The organism is Brachybacterium alimentarium (genome assembly GCF_002332425.1).
GTDB classification, from domain to species: domain Bacteria; phylum Actinomycetota; class Actinomycetes; order Actinomycetales; family Dermabacteraceae; genus Brachybacterium; species Brachybacterium alimentarium.
Genome location: NZ_NRGS01000031.1, coordinates 11850 through 33434 on the forward strand (window position 1 = coordinate 11850; position 21585 = coordinate 33434).

At 72.7% G+C, this 21585-nt stretch carries 13 protein-coding genes; 9 read left to right on the forward strand and 4 right to left on the reverse strand.

Annotation, left to right across the window (positions count from 1 at the left end; all coding sequences use genetic code 11):
* The first annotated feature begins 137 nt into the window (after positions 1 to 137).
* From CIK71_RS15705 to CIK71_RS15715, 3 genes are read left to right on the forward strand one after another with little or no spacing between them, the layout of a single operon-like run.
* Positions 138 to 1286, forward strand: coding sequence for an AAA family ATPase (locus CIK71_RS15705; RefSeq protein WP_241964229.1), 1149 nt, complete (start codon positions 138 to 140; stop codon positions 1284 to 1286).
* On the forward strand, positions 1283 to 2641 hold the full coding sequence (locus CIK71_RS15710) for a DUF58 domain-containing protein (protein WP_096166629.1): 1359 nt from the start codon (positions 1283 to 1285) through the stop codon (positions 2639 to 2641). Before CIK71_RS15705 ends, CIK71_RS15710 begins: the two co-directional genes overlap by 4 nt.
* Complete coding sequence (locus CIK71_RS15715) at positions 2638 to 5274, forward strand: transglutaminase TgpA family protein (protein WP_096166630.1); 2637 nt, start codon at positions 2638 to 2640, stop codon at positions 5272 to 5274. Before CIK71_RS15710 ends, CIK71_RS15715 begins: the two co-directional genes overlap by 4 nt.
* A 74-nt stretch (positions 5275 to 5348) precedes the next feature.
* Here the strand turns inward: CIK71_RS15715 and CIK71_RS15720 are convergent, their stop codons facing one another.
* Entirely contained in the window at positions 5349 to 6863 is a 1515-nt protein-coding gene (locus CIK71_RS15720; RefSeq protein WP_245857683.1) for an NAD(P)/FAD-dependent oxidoreductase, read from the reverse strand.
* 603 nt (positions 6864 to 7466) lie between these two features.
* On the opposite strand from CIK71_RS15720, the gene CIK71_RS15725 reads away from it, so the two are divergent.
* Positions 7467 to 8129: an SRPBCC domain-containing protein gene (locus CIK71_RS15725; RefSeq protein ID WP_096166631.1), complete on the forward strand. Its 663-nt coding sequence runs from the start codon at positions 7467 to 7469 to the stop codon at positions 8127 to 8129.
* Positions 8130 to 8241: 112 nt separating this feature from the next.
* Here CIK71_RS15725 and CIK71_RS15730 read toward each other — a convergent pair whose 3' ends face one another.
* Both CIK71_RS15730 and CIK71_RS15735 read right to left on the reverse strand, forming a co-directional pair.
* Positions 8242 to 8943: a hypothetical protein gene (locus CIK71_RS15730; protein ID WP_096166632.1), complete on the reverse strand. Its 702-nt coding sequence runs from the start codon at positions 8941 to 8943 to the stop codon at positions 8242 to 8244.
* A gap of 308 nt (positions 8944 to 9251) precedes the next feature.
* Positions 9252 to 10751 (reverse strand): dihydrolipoyl dehydrogenase family protein, encoded by a 1500-nt coding sequence (locus CIK71_RS15735; RefSeq protein ID WP_096166633.1) that lies wholly within the window; start codon positions 10749 to 10751, stop codon positions 9252 to 9254.
* A 164-nt stretch (positions 10752 to 10915) separates the two neighbouring features.
* Here CIK71_RS15735 and CIK71_RS15740 point away from each other — a divergent pair, with 164 nt between their 5' ends.
* The 5 genes from CIK71_RS15740 to CIK71_RS15760 all read left to right on the forward strand — a co-directional run bounded on the left by CIK71_RS15740 (position 10916) and on the right by CIK71_RS15760 (position 19743).
* Positions 10916 to 12061, forward strand: coding sequence for an ROK family transcriptional regulator (locus tag CIK71_RS15740; protein ID WP_096166634.1), 1146 nt, complete (start codon positions 10916 to 10918; stop codon positions 12059 to 12061).
* Positions 12058 to 13572 carry a sugar porter family MFS transporter gene (locus CIK71_RS15745; protein ID WP_096166635.1) on the forward strand — a complete coding sequence of 505 codons (1515 nt, stop codon included), beginning with the start codon at positions 12058 to 12060 and terminating at the stop codon, positions 13570 to 13572. The genes CIK71_RS15740 and CIK71_RS15745 overlap by 4 nt, the downstream gene beginning before the upstream one ends.
* Positions 13573 to 13719: 147 nt before the next feature.
* Positions 13720 to 15285, forward strand: a complete 1566-nt coding sequence (locus CIK71_RS15750) for a sulfatase family protein (protein WP_096166636.1) — start codon at positions 13720 to 13722, stop codon at positions 15283 to 15285.
* Between the two features lie 214 nt (positions 15286 to 15499).
* Positions 15500 to 16678: an exonuclease SbcCD subunit D gene (locus CIK71_RS15755; protein WP_096166637.1), complete on the forward strand. Its 1179-nt coding sequence runs from the start codon at positions 15500 to 15502 to the stop codon at positions 16676 to 16678.
* A complete protein-coding gene (locus tag CIK71_RS15760; protein WP_096166638.1) occupies positions 16675 to 19743 on the forward strand; it encodes an AAA family ATPase in 3069 nt (1022 codons plus the stop codon). The genes CIK71_RS15755 and CIK71_RS15760 overlap by 4 nt, the downstream gene beginning before the upstream one ends.
* Before the next feature lie 237 nt (positions 19744 to 19980).
* Here CIK71_RS15760 and glsA read toward each other — a convergent pair whose 3' ends face one another.
* Positions 19981 to 21252, reverse strand: a complete 1272-nt coding sequence (gene glsA, locus CIK71_RS15765) for a glutaminase A (RefSeq protein WP_096166639.1) — start codon at positions 21250 to 21252, stop codon at positions 19981 to 19983.
* Positions 21253 to 21585: the final 333 nt, after the last annotated feature.

Genomic DNA, 21585 nt, shown 5'->3' on the forward strand with positions numbered 1-21585 from the left:
CACTTCTGCGGGCGACACATCCAAGGAGCATCCCCATGACGCAGTCCGAGGCAGCCGGCGACGCTTCTTATCGTGGAGGGGAAGAGTCCCGCCGAACCGCCGCTGCGGCCGCTCCGAACAGCGATGACGCTCCTGCGATGAGTCCGGCGCCCACGAGTTCTGCGCCCACTGGTCCTGCGTCCACGGGGCCCGAACACGTCCGCCTGGGACCCGTCGACCCAGACGCCTCGGGTCTTGACCCCGTCGGCCCCGACACCGCTGACCCCGACACCACCGGCCCCGACACCACCGGCCCGGAGCCCATCGACCCCGAGCTTCCGATCACCGAGGCCGAGGTGCGGGAGATCGCTGCCGAGGCGGAGGGAGTGATCGCCGAGATCTCGACCATCGTCGAGGGAAAGCGCGAAGTGGCCCAGATCGCCCTGCTCGTGCTGCTCGCCGGAGGCCACCTGCTGATCGAGGACATCCCCGGGGTCGGCAAGACGATGCTCGCCAAGTCCCTCGCCGCCGCGCTCGGCGCCGAGCGCCACCGCATCCAGTTCACGCCCGATCTGCTGCCCGGCGACGTCACCGGCGCCAGCATCTTCAACCAGTCGACCAGCGAGTTCGAGTTCCGCCCCGGCGCCGTGTTCACCCAGATCCTGCTGGCAGACGAGATCAACCGCGCCTCCCCGAAGACCCAGTCGGCGCTCCTGGAGGCCATGGAGGAGCGGCAGGTCAGCGTCGACGGCACCACCTACGAGCTCGAGGAGCCGTTCATGGTGGTGGCCACCGCGAACCCCGTCGAGATGGAGGGCACCTACCGCCTGCCCGAGGCGCAGCGCGACCGGTTCCTCGCCCAGACCTCCATGGGCTATCCCGTGCCGTCGGCCGAGTCGCGGATGCTGGCCGCGCAGGCGGGGCCCGTCCCCCGCGGCGATCGCGACGTGCTCGATGCCGTGCGCACCCGCACCACGCCCGAGCGGATCGCGGAGCACGTGCGCAGGGTGCGCCGCATCCACGCCTCGCCCCAGATCCTCGACTACGTGGTGCGCCTGGCGGACGCGACCCGCAGCCATCCACAGGTCAGCCTCGGCGCCTCGCCCCGTGCCGCGGTGCACCTGGTGCGGGCCGCCAAGGCGCATGCGGCGCTCGTCGGCCGCACCTATGTGGACCCCGAGGACGTCCGGGCCGTGATCATGCCGGTCTGGCGCCATCGCATGCACCTGACCCCGCAGGCCCTCTCGCGGGGCGGGAGCGCGGGGGAGCTGGTCGACCAGGTGCTGAAGGGCACCTCGCTGACGTGACGCCGCGGCCCGGGACGGTTCTGCGGCCCACCGCGCGGGGCGTCGTCGTCGCCGTGCTGGCCGTGCTGTGCTGGGTGCTCTCGGACCTCACGCGCCTGCTGCCCGCCCGCTATCTCGCCGCCGCCCTGCTGCTAGCACTGCTGGTCGGCGGTATCGGGATCGTGCTGGGCAGCATCGGACTGCGCGCCCGCCGCCAGGTGATCGACGACGCCGCGCCCGTCGGGGCCGTCGCCCGGGTGCAGCTCGAGCTGGTCGGGAACCCGCCGCTGACGGTGCTGCCGCTGGCCCGCGGCGCCGTGCGCGAGCACCTGCCCGGGGCGCTCGGCGGGCAGGGTGATCTCCCCTTGGGTCGACGCATGCCGCATGTGCTCCCGGTGCGCCACCGTGGAACCCATGAGCTGGGTCCCTACAGCCTCCTCGTGCGCGACCTGTTCGGCCTGTTCCACCTGCGTCGCACCTCCGAGGACGCCCTGCGCATCACCGGGCTGCCCGTGCTCACCGAGATGGCCCCGGCCGCCGAGCGGGCCGCCGGGATCACGCGGGACGGGGCGCTCGGCGCGATGGCCGTCTCCGGGGTGGGGGAGATCGGCCCGATCGCCCGGCCCTACGCCGCCGGCGACGACATCCGCCGCATCCACTGGCGGGCGAGCGCACGCACCGGCCAGCTCATGACCCGCGAGGACGAGCCCGCCGCCGGGCTCAGCGCCGTGATCGTCCTGGACACGACGCGACGCGGGGAGACGGATCCCGCGGTCGAGGACCGCCTGGTCTCCCACGCCGCGACCGTGCTGGACAGCCTCGGGATCAACGGCTGGGACGTGCGCATCGTCGACGCCTCCGGCGACGAGATCACCCGCAGCGGCCGCCGCCGCGGCATCCCCGGCCCCTCCCTGCTGGGCAGTGAGGCCGATGCCGTCGAGCAGCGCGCCTCCCTGATGGCCCTGGCCGGCGTCGTCTTCGACGACGACGAGGCCGCGCGCGTGCGAGTGGGCATCGACCATGCTGCCGGGCAGACGGCCCTCGCCATCGCCTTCGGCGTCGACCACGGCGACCCCTTCGAAGGGCTCCAGCTGGATCGCTTCGCCGGCCGCGCCACCCACCGCACGGCCATCGCCCTGCGCCCCGCCTACGAGGAGGCCGACGGCGAGCATCCCCGTCGGGCCCGACGCATCGGCCCGGCCGACGGCGACGACTTCGGACGGGCCCACGAGGAGCACGCCGCCCAGCTCGCCGCCGCCCGGGAGGACGCGCCACCGGTCCGCTCGCGCCTGGGCGGCTGGACGCTCGTGCGCGGCACCACGGCCGACTCCCTGGACGACCTGCTCACCGCGGCCGACGCGGAGGAGACCGCATGAGCCCCCTGATGGGCAGGCCGTCGCTGCGCGGGACCGCCCTGCTCGGCCGCGAGCTCGCCCTGCTGCTCGCGATCCTGATCTCCTCCGCCCCGCTGTCGATGCTGTTGGACGGCTCCTCCTGGCTCACGCTCACCCTCGCCGCGACGGCTCCCGTGATCGTGAGCGGGGCGGTGCTGCGCTCGCTGCTGCGGCACCTGTGGCTGGTGCCTCTCGCGCAGCTCGTCGTGCTCGCGGTGATGCTGCTGGTGATGGAGAGCGTGCAGGGGCTCGTGAGCGTCTCCGACGGCCCGATCGCGCTGGTCACCGCGCAGACCTCGATCTTCCCCGGGGCGATGAGCGAGCTGGCCTCCGGCACGGCCCCGATGACCCTGGGCTCGCGCGGCACCGTCGCCGTGGTGCTGCTGATGGCGCTGGGCACCCTGATCCTGGACCTGGTCTACGTGGACCTCGGCTGGCACACTCCCACCGGCCTCGCGCTCCTGGGCACGCTGCTGATCCCCGCCCTGCAGGCGCCTGAGGGCGGGAGCTGGTGGACCGTCGCCGGCCCGGTCCTCGCCGGGCTGCTGATCCTCGCCACCCGCACCCTGCACGCCGACCCCAGCTATATCGAGGGCGATCGTCGGCCGCAGGCGGGACCGCTGCCGATGCCGCTGCGCACCGCCGGCGCGGCCGTGGTGGGCACGCTGCTGATCGCCTCGCTGGCGATGCCGCTCGGCGCCGCCCTGCCCCAGATCGCCCCCACCCAGGTCGCGCTGGACATGGACGTGATCAACCAGTGGCAGAACCGGGACATGCCGCAGCTGGGCCCGGTGATGATCGACGACGACATCTCCGTGCGCCGCTCCCTGCTCGAGCAGTCCGACGCGGAGGTGCTGCGCTACTCGACCACCGCCGCCGAGCCGTCCTACCTGCGCCTGCGCACACTGAACAGCTTCGACGGAGAGAACTTCACGGCCGACGTCTCGGGCGAGGAGCCGCTGCTCGGGCGCACCGCGTTCTCCGACGCCCGGACCGACGGCACCGCCGTGGCCGGTACCTCCGCGGACCTCGAGACCACCGAGATCAGCGTGGAGGACCTCGCCGGGGACCGCCTGCCCGCCCCGTCGGACATCCGCCGTGTGACCACCTCGGACGCCGAGGTCTCCGACGCGCTCTCGGTGCAGCCCACCAACGGCGAGATCGCGATGAGCGGTGTGCGCACGAGTCTCGTGGGGCTGGGCTATACCGTGACGACCGAGACCAGCCCCGCCTCGCCGGAGGCGCTGCGCACCGTGGACCCCGCCGTGTTCGACCAGCCCCTCGAGGCCGGCTACATCCGCACCGAGGAGGTCCCGCAGATCGCGGTGGACCTCGCCGACCAGGTCCGGGCGGACGCCGGCGCGGAGAACGCCTTCGACACCGCGGTCGCCTATCAGGAGTACTTCAACAGTTCCTTCGCCTACTCCCTGACCGTCAACTCCCCGCCGGGGGAGGACCCGCTGGAGTCCTTCCTCGCCGACCGGATCGGCTACTGCGAGCAGTTCGCCGCCTCGTTCGCCCTGATGATGACCTCCCAGGGGTACCCGACGCGTGTGGCCATCGGCTTCACCCCCGGCGAGCAGGACGGCGACCAGTGGTCCGTGACCGCGAAGAACGCCCACGCCTGGCCCGAGGTGTGGTTCGGCCCCGAATACGGCTGGGTGCGGTTCGAGCCGACGCCCTCCGCCGCGGCCAACGGCGTGAGCACCCCGTCGGTCACCGAGGACGGCTCCGGCCAGGACGACTCGGACGCCGCCGAGGAGCCCAGCGAGGCCCCCACCACGGAGGACCCCGAGGAGGCTTCGGCGAGCGAGGAGGCCGTCACCACGGAGGATCCGGCACGCAGCGCGGACGCCTCCACCTCGGACGGCGGTGGCCTGGTCACCGACCCCGCCACCGTGCAGCGCGTCGAGGGCGGTGTGTTCACCCTGCTCATCCTCGGCTTCCTGGTCGCCGCGGGAGGCGCGGCCGCTGTGGTCCTGGTGCGGCGCCATCGCGTGAACTCGCGCGACGCCCGCTGGGATCAGTACGTGCAGGGTGCGACCGGCGATGATGCGGAGGGTGAGCGCGGCTCGGGCGACGGGGCAGGGGACGGGCCGCTCGATCCGGCCGACGCCGCGATCCTCGCCGAGCGCATCCGACGCCGCGCCGGTGAACTGGCATGGACGGAGCTGACCTGGGAGCTCGTGGTGCGCGACCGTGTGCTCCGCCTGATCGGCTGGACCGGCGCCTGGGGTTCGCCCCCGCAGCGCATCGCCCTGGACGACTCCCTGCCCCCGGGCCGAGCGCTCGAGGACCTGCTGGCACAGATCGCCGCCGGCGACACCGAGGTCACGGACGAGGACCACGCCGCCGCAGCGCGCATCGCCTCGGCCTGCACCGCCGCCCGGTACGCCGCCCCGCTCCCCGAGCCCGGTGCCGCGGCGGCGGCGCAGGCGACGGCCTCGGCAACCCCGCCATCGGCGGGCTCTGCCAGGGACGCCGCAGCGCCGTCGGCCCCCGGCCCCTCGACGCCTGCCTCCGCAGACGGAGCCTCTGAACCGGCCACGGACACGATGGCCTCGCTCCGCGCCGACTCCGATCAGCTGATCGCCCTCATCCGCCGCGCCCGCTGACTCGCTGGCTCGCTGGCTCGCTGGCTCGCTGGCTCGTCGGGCGCGCACGCCGGACCGGCCCGCGCCGGACGTGATCAGTCCTGGGAGGGGTCGGCCACGTGACGAGCGCCGGGGGCCTGCCGCGTTGTCCTCTCAGCCTTCGCCGTCTTCTTCTCGGGCTTCTTGCGGAGTCCCTGGGCCGAGCTCTTGCCGGAGGCGAGCACGTCCGAGGGGTCTCCGGCCTGAGCGCCCAGACCGAACTTCCGGTGCGCGGCCTGCTCCTCGAAGATCTTGGCCGCGCGCAGCGAGTCGACCTCGCCCACCACGGGGTTCGGCTGGTGCGTGCCGCGGGTGCCGCCGTACAGGGACAGCAGGTTCATCGCGACGGCGCGCTGGTTGCGGTGCCCGATCATCTTGGTGATGTGCACGCCGAGCCACGCGGCCCAGCCCATGGCACCGGAGAGACCGCCCACGTGGGGGATCTCGGCGATCGCGGCGTGACGGCCGATGGTGGCCATGGTGCCCAGATCGGTGTACGTGAACCGCTTGCGGGGCTTGCCGGCGACGTCCGCGGCGATGGACCGGGCCGCGGCCTGACCCATCTGGATCGCGGGCTGCGCTAGCTGGGGGAGGGGCTCGTCCTGGCCGGCGATGTCGCCGGCGGCATAGACTCCTGGGAAGCCCTTGACCTGCAGGTAGTCATCGACCGCGATGCGGCCGCGCTTGTCCTGCGGCAGGCCCCACTCCTTGACGGACTCGGGGATGGCGACGCCCGCGGCCCAGATGGTGATGTCCGATTCGAGGATCGAGCCGTTGTCGAGCACCACGTGGTCGTAGCCCACGGACTTCACGCCGTGGCCCAGGCGCAGCGTCACGCCGCGGTCCCGGAGCTCCTCGGCGGCGTACTCGCGGTACTTCGGGCTGAACTCCTTGATGAGCTCGTCGCCGCGCTGGAGCACGGTGACCTGCAGGGTCCCGGGGTCCATCTCGGGATAGAGGATGTCCAGCTCCTGCATGCGGAAGTCGGCGAGGGCGCCGGCGATCTCCACGCCCGTCGGCCCGCCGCCGACGATGCACACGTGCAGCTTGTCGTGCCCGAGGACGTCCTCGCGGCTGGAGCGCTCGAGCTCGGAGAAGATGCGGTCACGGATCGCCAGGGACTGCGAGCGCGTGTACATCGGCATCGCGTGCTCCTCGGCACCCGGGGTGCCGAAGTAGGTGGTGGTGGCACCGTTGGCGATGATCAGGTAGTCGTACTGCAGCTCCTGGATGCCCTTCTGTCCCTCGTCGAGCTTGACGACCTTGCGCTCGGGATCCACGCCTTCGACCTCGCCCTGGCGGTAGCGCATGTTCGGGACCTTGAGGGAGAGGCCGCGCAGGAACATGGTCACGTCGCCCGGGTTCAGACCGGCGGTGGCCACCTGGTACAGCAGCGGCTGGAAGGTCTTGTAGACGTTGCGGTCGATGAGGGTCACGCGCACCCGGGCATCGCGCAGGGCGCCCACGGCGTGCGCGCCGGCGAAGCCGCCGCCCAGGATGATCACGTGCGGCCAGCTCGCGCCGTCCTTCGCAGGAACAGTGGGGCGGCGAACGGAGAAGGGCAATGGCATGACCATGGGGCTGACTCCTAGGAGAGACGGTGGTCGACGGTCCGTGCGGGGCGCTGGTGGCGTCCCTGAACGGGAGCGCCGGCGTCGGCGGGAGGATGAGGAGAGGATCGGCGGGCTGCGGGCGGTGCCGGGTGCGACCCGGGAAGCGAACTCGGCGATCAGCCGGGCTCGGAGCCTGAACGTGTCCGCATGCGCGTCCGTCCGAAGTCCCCATCGATGCTACCCACTCAGCCCGGGATGAGGTAACCGTCGGGTCGGTCCATTGCTCGCGAGTCACACCTGGTCGGCCGCTCGACCCGGGGGTAAGCGCTCGCCGGAGAGAGGGGTCACCGTTCGGTCGGTCCGAGCCCGGCCGAACCGTGGTTTGAGACTCACGGCAGGGCGTCGTACGCACCTCGCCACGCCCCCGTGAGAGCGGCTACGGGCCCGTAGTCTGGACCACGCCCCACTGCCGACTCCCGCACTCTGCCCGCATTCTCCCGGTGACCGTGCGCTGCCGGTCCTCGCGCTCTGCCGACGCCCGCGCACGGCCCGTGCTCGCGTATCGCATCGCCCTCACCCGCCCCACCCGCCTCACCCGCCTCATCCCGAAGGAGACCTGCCATGGTCGACGTCCCCGCCCAGCTCGCGTCCGTCACCCGCGCCTATCGCCAGGAGGACCGCGAGGGCGAGGGACTCCACGTGCAGACCCTCGAGCAGGATCTCCCCGTCGACCTCGCCGAGGCCTGGGCGGCCGTGACCACGGCGGAGCGCATCCAGCAGTGGTTCCTCCCGATCAGCGGTGACCTGCGGAACGGCGGCCGCTACCAGTTCGACGGCAACGCCGGCGGTGAGGTCCTCGCCTGCGAGCCCCCGGCGGGCGGCGTCGCCGAGTACCGCGTCACCTGGGAAGCCGGCGGCGTCTCCTGGGTGACCGTGCGCCTGGAGGAGATCAGCGCGGGAGCCACCCGCTTCGAGCTCGAGCACACCAGTCGCGTCGCAGATGTGCCCGCGCAGATGTGGGAGACCTTCGGCCCCGGCGCGACCGGCGTGGGCTGGGACGGCGGTCTGCTGGGCCTCGCGCTGCACGTCGGCGCCACCGAGGGCGCCCTCGCACCCTCCGAGGCCGCCGAGTGGGCGGGCACCGAGGAGGGGCGGGCGTTCTACCGCGGGGCGGCCGACGGGTGGGCTGTCGCCCACACCGCCTCCGGGGCCGACGCCGAGACCGCCCAGCGCACCGCCGACGCCACCTACGGCTTCTACACCGGGACCGGCGCAGAGGGCTGAGCCCGGAGTCTGTGCCGAGCTCAGTCGGCGCGGGCGATCACCACGAACACTCGTCCGGGTCGCGAGCGAATAGGTCTCCGCAGGGCCCGGCAACGCCCCACAGCCCAGCTCCTCAGGCGAACGAGGTCCAGGTCGTGTCGGCGTCGATCAGCCAGTGGTTGCGCAGGGTGAGCGCCCGTTCGATCGCCGCGAGGATCCCCGCGACCAGGAGCGCGGTGTTCGCCCAGCCGGGCAGGGAGATCGGCGAGGTGAAGGTGCCCACGTGCTCGGCGACCACGTCGATCTGCGTGACCAGCTCCGCGAGCTGCGGGACCATCACCGCCAGGCCCGCCAGGAGCACGATGATCGCCAGGAGTCCGAGGGCGGAGCTCACCCGCGGGAACCGTCGGCCGAACCGGGCCCGGAGGCCTTCGAGCCCGCGGGGATGCGGGCGCAGCGGTCGCGGCGACCCCTCGTCGGGGACGACATGCATCCGGGTCAGCCCGTACGAGCTGGTGGCCACCTCGATCACTCCGCCCGGGATGGGGAAGGCGACCGGCGGATTCGCGATGTACTGCTGGGTCCCGTCGCGGTACAGGGCCACCGGGGCGTGCCGTGACCCTTCGGGGATCTTGCCTCCCTCGAGCTCGGAGGCCAGGTAGCGCACGTCGACGGTGTACTGCGCATCCTGCGCATCCCAGGTCTCGCCCTCGTGCGGGTCCAGATGGAACTGGGTGCGGGTGAGGGTCTGCCACCAGCGAAGGTCCTTCAGCGCGCTCCCGTCCCCGTCGCGGGCACGGCGCAGGCGCCTGATGCGGCGACGTCGCGTGAACATGGTCCTCCCCGGGGCGGGCGGCCCGCGCGGACTGCGCGAGCCGACGGTCTGAGGGCGACGTCGGCCGTCGTTCCCCGGCGGCGTCTGCCGCCGTCCCCATTCCACCTGATCGACGGTCGCCGCGACCAGTGCGATCTGCCATCTCCTCCGAAGGGAGGAGCCGCCGCCGGGATCGGGTCCGCCCGGGCCGGCTCCGCGCATCGACTCCGGCGGGTCCGCGCGTCCCGCCAGCTGAACCTGCGCATCGACCCGGTGAGCGCCCCGCCCCGGTCGGTCCCGCGCGCCGACCCGCCGGGCGCCGGGTCCGATCAGGTGGTGCGGAGCTCCGTCGGCAGCTCCTCGAGCAGGCGCAGCCACAGCTCGGAGGACGTCGGATAGCTCGGCACCGCATGGCGCAGCACGTGCACCGGCACCTGGCCGACGATCGCGATCGTCGCGGCATGGATCAGCTCCGAGGCCTCCGGGCCCACGAACGTCGCCCCGATCAGCGTGGCCGTGCCGCGATCGACCACCAGCTGGGCGGTGCCGGAGACGTCGTCCCGCAGCAGCGCGGAGCCGGCCGCGCCGCCGAAGGGGACCTGTGAGGTGACGACGTCGTGCCCGGCCTCGCGCGCCTGCTCTGCCGTGAGCCCGACCGAGGTGACCTGCGGATCGGTGAACACCACCTGCGGCACCGGCACGGTCTCCGGGACCGGTTCGAGAGCTTCACCGGTGACGCCGGCACGGATCGCCTGCCCGATCACGCGGGCGCGGTACTTGCCCCAGTGGGTCAGCGGCGCCTCGCCGCTCGCATCGCCCACCGCGTGCAGCCAGGACGGCAGCGGCGCCCCGGTCGCATCGTCCGACGTCGGGGCCTGCGCCCCGGTGATGTCCTCGGGGGAGAGGCCGATGGTCTCGAGGCCGACGTCCGCCAGTCGCGGCGTGCGACCCGTCGCGACCAGGATCTCGTCCCCGGTGACCTCGCGTCGGCCCTGCGCATCCTCCACCTGGAGGGTCACGCGGCCGCCATGGATCCTGCCGAGCCCGGAGTCGCGGGCGTCGGCCCGCTCGGCGGAGACCGCCGAGGTGCCGAGCTGGACCGTGACGCCGAGGGCCGTCAGAGCGCCCAGCACGTGCTCGCCCGCGAACGGCTCCATCCCCCGCAGCAGAGCGTCGCCGCGCACCAGGAGGGTGATGTGGGAGCCCAGCGCCGCCATCCACGTCGCGGCCTCGACCGCCACCACACCGCCGCCCACGATGAGCAGCTCCCCGGGGATCTCCTGCACCCCGGTCGCGTCGCGCGAGGTCCACGGGGAGAGTGGCTGCAGCGCGTCCGGCACGACGGCCTGCGAGCCGGTGGCGATCACGACGGCGCGGGTGGCGTGGACGAGCGTCGGCGGGCCCCCGTCGGGATCCTCGACGCGCACCTCGCGCTCGCCGACGATCCGGCCGTGTCCGCGCACCACCCGCATCCCGGCGCCCTCGGCCCACTCGACCTGACCGGTGTCGTCGTACTGGGAGACCCATGTGTCGCGCCGCGCCAGCAGGGAGGCCGTGTCCACCTCCGGCGTGGAGACGCCGTCCAGATGTGCGGCGGCATCGGCGACCGCGAGCGGCCGCAGCAGGGCCTTGGACGGCATGCAGGCGTAGTAGGAGCACTCGCCGCCCAGCAGCTCGCCCTCGATGAGCACGGCGGTCTGGTCGGTGCCCTCGATCGCGTACTGGGCGACGTTCTCGCCGACGGGGCCGCCGCCGATCACGACGACGTCGGCGGTGATCTCGGGGGCAGAGGCGGACTGCGGGACGGTGGACTGCGCATGAGGAGCCATGTCGGCACGCTACGCCCGCGAGCGGCTCTCGTCACGGGGCGGCTCCAGGGAGGACGGGGCATGGTCTCGGTGTCGCAGGACGCTCTACCTGTGAGGCGGCTCACAGTTGGCGGTGACTTCTGCATCGTGCCGTGGGAGGAAATCGCGGCCCTTAGCGTGGGCGCATGTCCACAACGGGGTCGAACCATGATCCAGCGCATCCGCGCGAGGCCGAGGTCATCGAGGCCCTCCGCACGAGCAGGCCGATCACCCGCGCCGCCATCGCAGAGGCCACCGGGCTCAGCAGGACGACGGTCTCCGCCGTGATCGCCCCGCTCCTGGAGGAGGGAACCGTGGTGGTGGCCGGCCACGAGGACCATCCCGGCCGCGGCCGGCCCACCGAACGGATCGAGATCGACCTCGACGCGATCAGTGCGCTCGGGATCGATCTGGCCCACGGGGCCGTGCGCATCGCCGCGCTGAACATCGTCGGCGACGCGCTCACGACCGGGTCCCGGGAGCATCCGGAGGATCTCGGATGGGAGGAGCGGCTCGGCATCGTCCGCGAGCTCCTCGAGGAGCTCGCGCTGCCCGCGGCGATGCCGTCCCTGCGCGGCGTCGGGCTCGGGGTGCCCGGCCCCGCCGCGTTCCTCCACCGGGCCGACGCCCCCTGGCAGCGGCTCGTCGACGACCTCCAGGGGCGGTTCGGGGCGGAGGTCCGCGTGGACAACACCACCCGGTACGCCGCCTTCGCCGAGCATCTCGCCGCTCCCCGCCGCGATCGGATCACGCTGCACGTGCGCTGCTACCAGGGCGTGGGCGGAGCCGTCGTGCGCGAGGCACGGATCGACCGCGGCGCGGCGGGCCTGGCCGGCGAGATCGGCCACCTGCAGGTCGAGTTCCCCGGGGCACCGTGCCGATGCGGTCGACGCGGATGCCTCGAGACCGTGGCCTCCACCCCGTCGGTCCTCGCCGCCTGCCGGGCGCTGGGCCTCGGTCTGCACACCGTCGAGCAGCTGCACCAGGAGCTGGCCAGCGGGCGCGGCCGCGTCGACCCCGTCCTGACCCGCGCGGCCGAGGGCCTCGCCCACGCCCTGGTGCTCGCCGTGACCATGGTGGATCCCGAGGAGATCCTCCTCTCCGGCGACCTCTTCGATGCCGGCGACGCGCTTCTGGACCGGGTCCGAGGGCTCGTCGCCCGGGAGGCCGGAGCGCGGTTCCCCGCCGTCCGGCTCGGGCCCGGCCGTCTCTCCAGCGATGCCGGCGCCCTCGGCGCGGCCCTGCCCTTCACCCATCCGCGACCCTCCACAGGAAGGACCGTGATCGCATGAGCACGTCCCGATCCCGCGAGACCCGATCCCGCGAGAGCACCGTCCTCGCCGCGACGAGGCCGCCGCGCGCCGCCCGTCGGCGTGCAGTCCAGGCGGCCCTGGCCGCCTCCATCTCCGGACTGATGTTCGGCTGGGACGCGATGGCGCTGAACGTCGTGAAGAACGCGCTGCAGTTCCACACCGGGTCGGGATCCGGGCTGATCGGCTTCGCCGTCGCCTTCGGCGTCCTCTCCGCGGTGCTGGGGGCCTTCCTCGCCGGGCGCCTCTCGGACCGCATCGGTCGCCGGGCGATCATGGTGGTCTCGGCAGTGCTGTTCATCGTCGCGTCCACCGGCACGGCCTTCATCGGCGACTCGATGGCGCTGTTCCTCGTCTGGCGCCTGTTCTCCGGGATGGCGATGGGGGCGGCGATGACGATCGCCCCGGCCTATGTCTCCGAGACTGCCCCGGCGGACATGCGCGGCATGCTCGTCTCCCTGCGCCAGTTCATGCTGATCATCGGCTTGTTCGTGTGCGGTCTGCTGGGCGATGCGATGCTCGCGGCCGCGCCGTCTCCCGCCGGCGACGCCCCGCTGTCCACCGCACGGCTGGGGCTGCTGGGCCTGCACCTCGAGGTCTGGCAGTGGGCGTTCCTCTCCGTGGCCGCCGGCGGGCTGATCTACCTCATCGCCTCGCTGCTGGTGCCCGAGTCCCCGCGCTTCCTCATCGCCCGAGGTCGTGTGAAGGAAGCACGGGGCGTGCTCGTGCGCACCCTCGGCGAAACCTCCGTCGATGCCCGCGTCCAGGAGATCTCGGAGTCTCTGGGCGGGCACAGCATCGGCGGCTTCCGATCGCTGCTGAACCGTTCCGGGACCAACCTCCAGCGGATCGTGTGGGTGGGCATCGGCCTCGCCGCCCTGCAGCAGCTCGTGGGCATCAACGCGATCTTCTACTACGCGACCACCATCTTCTCGACGATCGGCTTCGGCGAGCAGGCCGCGCTCCAGCAGACCCTGATCCTCACCGCGGTCAAGATCGCTGCGATCGTCACCGGGATGCTGCTCGTGGATCGGGTGGGCCGACGCCCCCTGCTGCTGGTGGGGTCGATCAGCATGTTCGCCGCCCTCGTGATGACCGCCGTGGTCATGCTGACGGCCCCGCAGGTCGCCGGGCCGGACGGGGCGCTCAGCCCCGACCTGGCCGGATCTCCCGGCCGCGCCGCGCTCGCCCTGGTCGCGCTGTGCCTGTACGTCTTCGCCTACGCCGGCACCTGGGGGCCGATCATGTGGGTGCTGATCGGCGAGATGTTCCCCAACCGCCTGCGCGGCGCCGCCACCTCGGTGGCGGGCGGTGTGGAATGGGCCTCGAACTTCGCCGTCACCCTGACATTCCCGGTGCTCGCCGCCTGGTCGATCGGGTCCACGTACGTCCTCTACGCCGCGGTGGCTCTGCTGTCCATCGGGTTCGTCGTGAAGTTCGTGCCCGAGACCAAGAATCTCGAGCTCGAGCAGATGGACGACTTCTCGAACTGAGCCGACCCGACCCGACCCGACCCGACCCGACCTGACCCGACCCGACCTGACCCGACCCGACCCGGCCGCGTCCGTGTCCGACGCAGGGCCCCGCGTCCCCGCGTCGGCCGCTCCATCCTGCGCATCCCTCCACGAAAGGCACCACCGATGACCGATGACACCCAGCGGCCCCTCGAGGGATCCCGCACCGCCCCGGCGGTCCCCGCCGCCGAGCCGACGGGTGCCCCGCGCCGCAACATCCTCATGCTGATGACGGATCAGCACCGGGTGGACACCCTGGGCTGCTACGGCAGCACCACCTGCCGCACCCCGAACCTCGATGCGCTCGCCGCGACCGGCACCCGCTTCGACTCCTGGTTCACCCCGTCGGCGATCTGCACCCCGGCACGTGCCTCGCTGTTCACCGGTGCGGCCCCCTTCCGCCACAAGCTGCTGGCCAACCACGAGCGCAACGTCGGCTACATCGAGGATCTCCCCGAGGACCAGTGGACCCTCCCCGAGGAGCTGCGGGCCCAGGGCTATCAGTGCGGACTCGTCGGGAAGTGGCATGTGGGGGAGGAGCGCACCGCTGCGGACTTCGGCTTCGACGCCGAGCACTACCCGGGCTGGCACAACCCCGTCGACCATCCCGACTACGTGCGCTGGCTCGAGGAGAACGGGCACCCGCCGTATCGGATCACCGAGCGTATCCGCGGCCGCTTCCCCAACGGAGAGGTGGGGAACCTGATGGCGGCCCGGCTGCAGCAGCCGGTCGAGGCCACCTTCGAGCACTATCTCGCCGACCGCACCATCGAGATGCTCACGCGATACGCCCGCGACGGAGAGGAGTCCGACGTCCCGTTCTTCGTGGTCTCGAGCTTCTCCGGCCCGCACCTGCCGTACGTCGTGCCCGATGAGTACTTCGACCTGTACGACCCTGCCGACGTCGAGCTGCCCCGATCGGTCGCCGAGGATTTCGCGGACAAGCCGCCGGTCCAGCAGAACTACTCGCGCCACTGGGCCTTCGACACCATGACCGAGGCCGAGTCCCGCACACTGATCGCCGCCTACTGGGGCTACGTGACGATGATCGATCGCGAGTTCGGCCGGATCCTCCGCGCGGTGGAGGAGCTGGGCCTGGCGGAGACCACCGCCATCGCCTTCAGCTCCGACCACGGGGAGTTCACCGGCTCCCACCGGCTGCACGACAAGGGTCCGGCGATGTACGACGACATCTACCGCACCGGTGGCATCCTCCACGTGCCGGGCGCTCCGGCGCAGGTCCGCGATGAGTTCGTGAGCCTGCTCGACCTCACCGCGACGTTCCTCGATCTCGCGGGTCTCGAGACGGCACCGGCCGTCGACTCGCGCTCGCTCCTGCCGCTCGTACGGGGCGAGGACGTCGAGTGGGACGACCATGTGCTGTGCGAGTTCCACGGCCACCATTTCCCGATCGCCCAGCGGATGTTGCGCGGGCGCCGGTACAAGCTGATCGTGAGCCCGGAGTCCCGCAACGAGCTCTACGACCTCCAGGAGGACCCCGATGAGCTGCACAACCGCTACGACGACCCGCGGCTGAGCGGCGTGCGCCAAGAGATGCTCGCGGATCTCTACAGCCGGCTGCAGGCGCGGGGCGACAACTTCTATCACTGGATGAGCTCGATGTACGAGGTGGGCCACCTCGATCACGACCCGACGATGTCCGGGCTCGACGAGGTGACCTATCGGGGGTGAGGCGGCGAGGTGCCCTGGTGCCCTGGTGGCGAGGCGGCGAGGCGGCGAGGCGGCGAGGCGGCGAGTCGGGGCGAGGCGGCGAGTCGGGGCGAGGCGAGACCCGCCCCGACGACCAGTCGGACGACCGGCGAGCCAACGTTCCTCCCCACCTCCCCGTCGTCCACACGGCGCGGACGCGTGCCCGCATGTCGGCCCCGGTCCCTAGGCTCGGGGCATGAGAATCCTGCACACCTCGGACTGGCACCTGGGGCGCACGCTGCACAAGGTCGATCTGCACGAGCACCAGGCGGCATTCGTCGACTGGCTGGTCGATCTCGTGCGCGAGCGGGAGGTCGACGTGGTCGTCATCCCCGGTGACGTGTACGACCGCGCCGTGCCGGCCGTCACCAGCGTGAAGCTGCTCGATTCCGCCCTCGCCCGTCTGGCGGACACGGGCGCCACCGTGGTGCTGACCTCCGGGAATCACGATTCGCCGGAACGGCTCGGCTTCGGCCGCGGGCTCATGCGGGCCGGCGTCCACCTGCTCACCGACATCGCGGGCATCGAGCATCCGGTCAGCGTCGAGGACGAGCACGGAGAGGTGCTGCTCTTCGGGCTGCCGTATCTCGAACCCGACCGCGTGCGCACCGAGCTCGTGGCCGAGGGGGAACCGCCGCTGGCGCGCAGCCACGAGGCCGTCACCCGCGCCGCCCTGGACCGGGTGCGCGAGCGCGCCGCTGCGCATCCCGGTGCCCGCACCGTCGTGCTCGCCCACACCTTCGTCACCGGTGGCGAGGCGAGCGACTCCGAGCGCGACCTCTCGGTGGGCGGAGTCGACTCCGTGCCCGCCGGTGTGCTGGGCGGCATCGACTACCTGGCGCTCGGCCACCTGCACGGCTGCCAGGACCTCACCGCCGCCGTCGGCGCTCCGGCCTGGTACTCCGGCTCCCCGCTGGCGTTCTCGTTCTCCGAGCGCACCCACCGCAAGTCCGTGCTGCTCGTCGAGCTCGGCGCGCCCGGCCCCGGCGAAGAGGGGGCCGAGGTCACCGTCGAGCGGATCCGCACCCCCGTGCCGCGCCGCCTCACGGAGCTGCGCGGCACCCTCGAGCAGATCCTCGCGCAGCAGGACCAGCACGGCAGCGACTGGGTGAAGGCGGTCGTCACCGACCCCGCACGGCCCGCCCACCTGCAGGAGCACCTGCGTGAGGGATTCCCGCACCTGCTGCTCACCGAGTACGCCCCCGACGGGAGAGAGGCCCGGGAGGGCACCCCCGTGGTGCGCCGGGAGGCGAACCCGCTCGAGGTGATGGACGAGTTCCTCGCCGCGGTCACCGGCGCCGACCCGACGCCCGCCGAGCACGACGTGCTCGAGCGCGCCTACCGTCACGTGCGGCGCGACCAGGAGGCCTCATGAAGCTCCATCACCTGCGCCTGACCGCGATCGGCCCCTTCGCCGGCACCGTCGAGATCGACCTCGCCGCCCTCGGTGCGAGCGGCATGTTCCTGCTGGAGGGACCCACCGGGTCCGGCAAGTCCACGATCCTCGATGCCATCGCCTACGCGCTGTACGGGCAGGTCGCCGGCAGCGCCACCAGCGATGCCCGGATCCGCTCCCAGTTCGCCCAGCCCACCGAGGCGAGCGTCGTGGACCTCGTCTTCGAGACGGCCTCGGGGATCTACCGGGTGCGCCGCCAGCCCGAGTTCCAGCGCCCCAAGCTCCGCGGCACCGGCACCACGAAGGAGCAGCCCAAGGCCGTGCTGTGGCGCATCGGTTCCCCGCAGCTGATCCCTGCGGTGATCGCCGACGAGATGGGCGGCGGGGGAGGGGTCGAAGCGATCGCGACCCGGATCGACGAGGTGGGCCGCGAGATCCAGCGCGCCGTGGGCCTGAACCGGGACCAGTTCACCCAGACCGTGCTGCTGCCCCAGAACGAGTTCGCCCGCTTCCTGCGCGCCGGCACCGGGGAGCGGCAGCAGGTGCTGCAGCGCGTGTTCGGCACCGAGACCTACGCCGCCGTCGAGAAGCAGCTCGAGGAGATGCGCAAATCCGCCAAGCGCCAGGTGGACCAGGCGCAGCAGACGCTCGGCACGGCGCTCGCCCGGTTCACCGAAGCCACCGCGCTGGAGACCGAGCAGGTGACCGTCCTGCAGGACCACGCGGACGCCCTGCGGCTGGACCCATTGACAGCAGCGGCCGACGAGCACCTCGCCGCCGTCACCGCCCGTGCGACCACGACGGGCAGCGCCGCGCAGAGCGCCGCGACCGCGGAGCAGACCGCCCGCACCGCCGCCGAGACCGCGAAGACCGCGCGCACCCGCATCGAGCGCCGACGCACGCTCGATGCGCTGGCCGCCCGGCTCACGACGGAGAAGCCCGTCGTCGACGCCGCCCGACGCTCCCTGCAGCGCGATGAGACCGCCCGCCCCGTCGCGGACCTGCTGCGCCGACGAGACACCGCCACCGCCCAGGCCGCCACCGCCCTGGAGAACCTCGCCCAGCTCGCCGAGAGCACCCGTCCGGACCAGCCCGCGCTCGTCGACCTGCTGGAGAACGACGAGGCCGACGCGGAGCTCGCCACCGCGGCCGACGAGGCCACCACCGCTGCCGGCACCCTCGCCGACCTCGTCACCCTCGAAGCCGCCCTCCCCGCCCGCGAGCAGAAGCTCGCCGAGCGCCGAGAGACGCTCGCGAGGACGACGAGCGCCCTCGCGGCGCTCAGCGAGCAGCTCGAGGCACGGCCCGCACAGCGCAGCGAGCACCTCACCGCTCGCGATACCGCCCGTGCCGCCGCCCGGGCCCTCGGGGACGCCCGGCTCGCACTGCGCAGCTCCCAGGAGCGCCAGCAGGCCACGACCGCCGCCGCGGCGCAGCAGGGCACGGTCGAGGCTGCTCGCGAGCAGACCGTCGCCGCCCTGCGCACCGCCCGTGAGAAGGCCGATGCCGAGGCGGACCTGCGCCGGCGTCGCCTCACCGGGATCGCTGCGGAGCTCGCCGTGGACCTCGCCGAGGGGGACGCCTGCCCCGTCTGCGGCGCGGTCGAGCACCCGCACCCGGCCGGCGCCGCCGAGGATGCCGTGAGCCCCGAGCAGGTCGAGGCCGCCGAGACCGCCCGCCAGGCCGCCGAGGCCGCGCACGCCCGGGCCGAGCAGGCGCACGCCCTCGCGAGCCAGGAACTCGCTCGCCTCCGCGAGATCGCCGGAGACCTCACGCCCGAGACGGCGAAGACCGCCGTGGAGGAGGCGAGCGCCCAGGTCACCACGGCTCAGGAGGCCGAGAAGAAGGCCGCCCGGATCGATACGCAGATCACGGCCTTCGACGAGGAGACCGACCGCCTCACGAAGCGCAAGGAGGCCGACGCGCTCGGCGTCGAACGCGAGCGCACCGCGATCGAGGAGACCGCCCGAGCGCTCGAGGCCGACCGGACGAAGGTCGCCGAGGCCCGCGGCGAGGACGACTCCATCGCCGCTCGCCGTCGGGCCCATCTCTCCCGCGCCCGCGCCGCCACCGCGCTGCGCGACGCACTGCGCACCCGCACCGAGGCCACCACCCGCGCCGACGAGCTCACCGAGGAGGCGAACGCCGCCCTGGCCGCCGCCGAGCTCGCCACTGCGGAGGCCGCGCGAGCAGCGGTGCTCGAGACGGCCGAACGTCGACGTCTCGAAGCGCTCGTCCAGGCCCGCGCCGTCGACGAGTCCCGCCTCGCCGACGGTCTCGCCGAGGAGGGCATCGAGGCCACCGTCGCCACTGACGAGGCCCGGGAGCAGGCCGACGCCGCACTCGCGGACGCCACCGCCCGGCATGCCACCGCGCAGGAAGCGGCCCGCGACGCCGCCGGCCTCGCTGCGCGCCTCGGCGGTGTCGCAGAGCGGGGAGCAGCCGCCCGCACGGCCCTGCAGACGGCCACCGACCAGGTGCGCACCATCAGCGAGGACGCTGGCGTGGTGGTGCGCGTCGCCGACCTCGCGACCGGCCGCTCGAGCGACGGGGACCGCGTGCAGCTGTCCACCTACGTGCTCATGTGGCGCCTGGACGCCGTGGTGCAGGCCGCCAACGCCCGCCTGGCCCTGTTCTCCGGCTCCGACCTCGAGCTGCTGAGGGACACCGGCGCACGAGGTGCCCGCAAGACGGGCCTGGACCTGCTGGTCCTGGACCGTCGGACCGATCAGGTGCGCGTTCCCGAGACCCTCTCCGGTGGCGAGACCTTCTTCGTGTCCCTCGCCCTTGCGCTCGGCCTCGCCGACATCGTCATGGGCGAGGCCGGCGGCGTGCAGATGGAGACCCTGTTCATCGACGAGGGCTTCGGCAGCCTCGACCCCGAGACCCTCGAGACAGTGGTGCGCGAGATCGGCCGCCTCGCCGAGAGCGGCCGCGTGATCGGTGTGGTCAGCCACGTCGGCGACATGAAGGCGCAGATCGCCGAGCAGATCCACGTGCGCCGCGGCGCCGATTTCCGCTCGACCCTGAGCGTGACGGCGTGACGGCGTGACGGCGTGACGGCGTGACGGGTTGACGGTGTGAACACGCTCTCCGTCCGTGTCGGCATCCCGGGGACAGGAACGTGATGTTGGAGGGACACTGCGGGCAGGTCGTGCGGCTCCCTGAGCGGCACGCCGATCACTCCACGACGCCCTCCGGCCCTCGTTCCTCTGCGGCGCTTCCGCGCGTCGCGACCGCCCAGGCATCGTGGCCTCCCCTGCGACCTGGGTCACTCGGGGTCATCCAGCGCTGCGATCCAGCTGCTCGCGGGTCCAGCGCTCGACCCGGGGCTCCGCCGCGCCCGGGACCTCGGTGGTAACCCCGTCCCGGTCGATGAGGACGATCCGGTGGCCGTCGTCGATGAGCTTCTTGGCCATCTGTCCCGCGACGTGGCGCGCCACCGGCAGCACCTCGTCGACCCGGCTCATGTCGAAGACCACCCGCTCCGTCGTCGGCGGATCCTCCAGGACCCTCTCCACCAGCGACTCGACACTGCTGAGCACGAGATCGCCCTGCAGGACGTAGAGCGTCGCCCGATGCTCGTCGATCCACACCGTCCGGGTCTCCCGCAGCGACGACCGGGCCGGCCGAGCCGGCTCCATGAGGTGCAGGTGGAGCTCTTCGGACAGGTGCTGCATCATCGCCACGCCCCGGGAGCTGTTGCCGTGGGCATCCAGCCCCGGTGAGAACACGGCGATGCCCAGCTGCCCGGGGAGCACGCCGACGATGCCGCCGGCCACGCCGCTCTTGGCGGGGATGCCGACCGTGGTCAGCCAGTCCCCGGCGGCGTCGTACATCCCGCAGGACGTCATCACGCCGAGCAGGTGCCGAGTGGTGGTCCTGCTGAACAGGCGCTCGCCGGTGTTGGGCTGGACCCCGCCGTTGGCGAGCGTGGCCGCCATCAGGGCGAGATCACGCACCGTCACCGAGGCCGCGCACTGGCGGATGTAGCCGTCCACCGCATCCTGCGGCTCCTGATCGAGGGCTCCCGCGGCGCGCAGCAGATGCGCGAGTCCGAGGTTCCGGTGGGCGCTGGCAGCTTCCGAGGCCGCCACCGCCTCGTCGATCTCGATCTCGCGCTCCGCGAGCTGCGAGAACAGCTCGAGGATCCGCTCATCGGCCGGCCTCGCTCCGTGGCTGAGCAGTGCGTGGGTCGCGATCGCCCCGGCGTTGATCATCGGATTGCGCGGCATGCCGGTGTCGGGGTCCAGCGAGAGCTCGTTGAACGCCTCGCCGCTGGGCTCCACCCCGATCCGCGCCAGGACGTCCTCGAGGCCGCGCTCCTCGATCGCCTGGGCATAGACGAACGGTTTGGAGATCGATTGGATGGTGAAGTGGTGGTCGGCGTCGCCGCTGGCGTAGACGGTCCCGTTGATCGTGCTCATCGCGACGGCGATCCGCTGCGGATCTGCCGAGGCGAGCTCCGGGATGTAGTCGGCCGGAGCTCCGGGGGCGACGTGGGCCGTCTGCTCGATCGCGCGGTCGAGGTAGTCCAGGATCGGGGATCGCATGGGGCGCTCCATCACGTGGTCGGGGCGGGGCAGGGTGCCGCGAAGGGCGACGTCAGTGTTCCACGGCCCACCGAGCGGGGGCTCCTCTACGGGCGGCCGCGCGCTGGAGGCTCACGCACGGGAGGGTCGCATGCGGGAGGCTCGCAGGCCGGCGGCTCGATCGCGGGGTTCCTTCGCGACGGTGCGCACGCTCTCCACCGCGAGAGGCCCGGACGCCGAGGCCCGTACGGTGGCGCGTCTCCCACCGGGCGCAGGCACGCCGATAGGATGGGTGCGGCCCTGACTGCTGGGGACCCTGCCGCTCCGCGCGCTGCCCGTGAACGATCACGGGAT

Coding starts and splice junctions, on each gene's coding strand:
- CIK71_RS15745 (WP_096166635.1), top strand. CDS start 12,058: ATGAGCACGTCCCGATCCCGCGAGACCCGATCCCGCGAGAGCACCGTC.
- CIK71_RS15725 (WP_096166631.1), top strand. CDS start 7,467: ATGGTCGACGTCCCCGCCCAGCTCGCGTCCGTCACCCGCGCCTATCGC.
- CIK71_RS15735 (WP_096166633.1), bottom strand. CDS start 10,751: ATGGCTCCTCATGCGCAGTCCACCGTCCCGCAGTCCGCCTCTGCCCCC.
- CIK71_RS15705 (WP_241964229.1), top strand. CDS start 138: ATGAGTCCGGCGCCCACGAGTTCTGCGCCCACTGGTCCTGCGTCCACG.
- CIK71_RS15755 (WP_096166637.1), top strand. CDS start 15,500: ATGAGAATCCTGCACACCTCGGACTGGCACCTGGGGCGCACGCTGCAC.
- CIK71_RS15720 (WP_245857683.1), bottom strand. CDS start 6,863: ATGCCATTGCCCTTCTCCGTTCGCCGCCCCACTGTTCCTGCGAAGGAC.
- CIK71_RS15760 (WP_096166638.1), top strand. CDS start 16,675: ATGAAGCTCCATCACCTGCGCCTGACCGCGATCGGCCCCTTCGCCGGC.
- CIK71_RS15730 (WP_096166632.1), bottom strand. CDS start 8,943: ATGTTCACGCGACGTCGCCGCATCAGGCGCCTGCGCCGTGCCCGCGAC.
- CIK71_RS15715 (WP_096166630.1), top strand. CDS start 2,638: ATGAGCCCCCTGATGGGCAGGCCGTCGCTGCGCGGGACCGCCCTGCTC.
- CIK71_RS15740 (WP_096166634.1), top strand. CDS start 10,916: ATGTCCACAACGGGGTCGAACCATGATCCAGCGCATCCGCGCGAGGCC.
- CIK71_RS15750 (WP_096166636.1), top strand. CDS start 13,720: ATGACCGATGACACCCAGCGGCCCCTCGAGGGATCCCGCACCGCCCCG.
- glsA (WP_096166639.1), bottom strand. CDS start 21,252: ATGCGATCCCCGATCCTGGACTACCTCGACCGCGCGATCGAGCAGACG.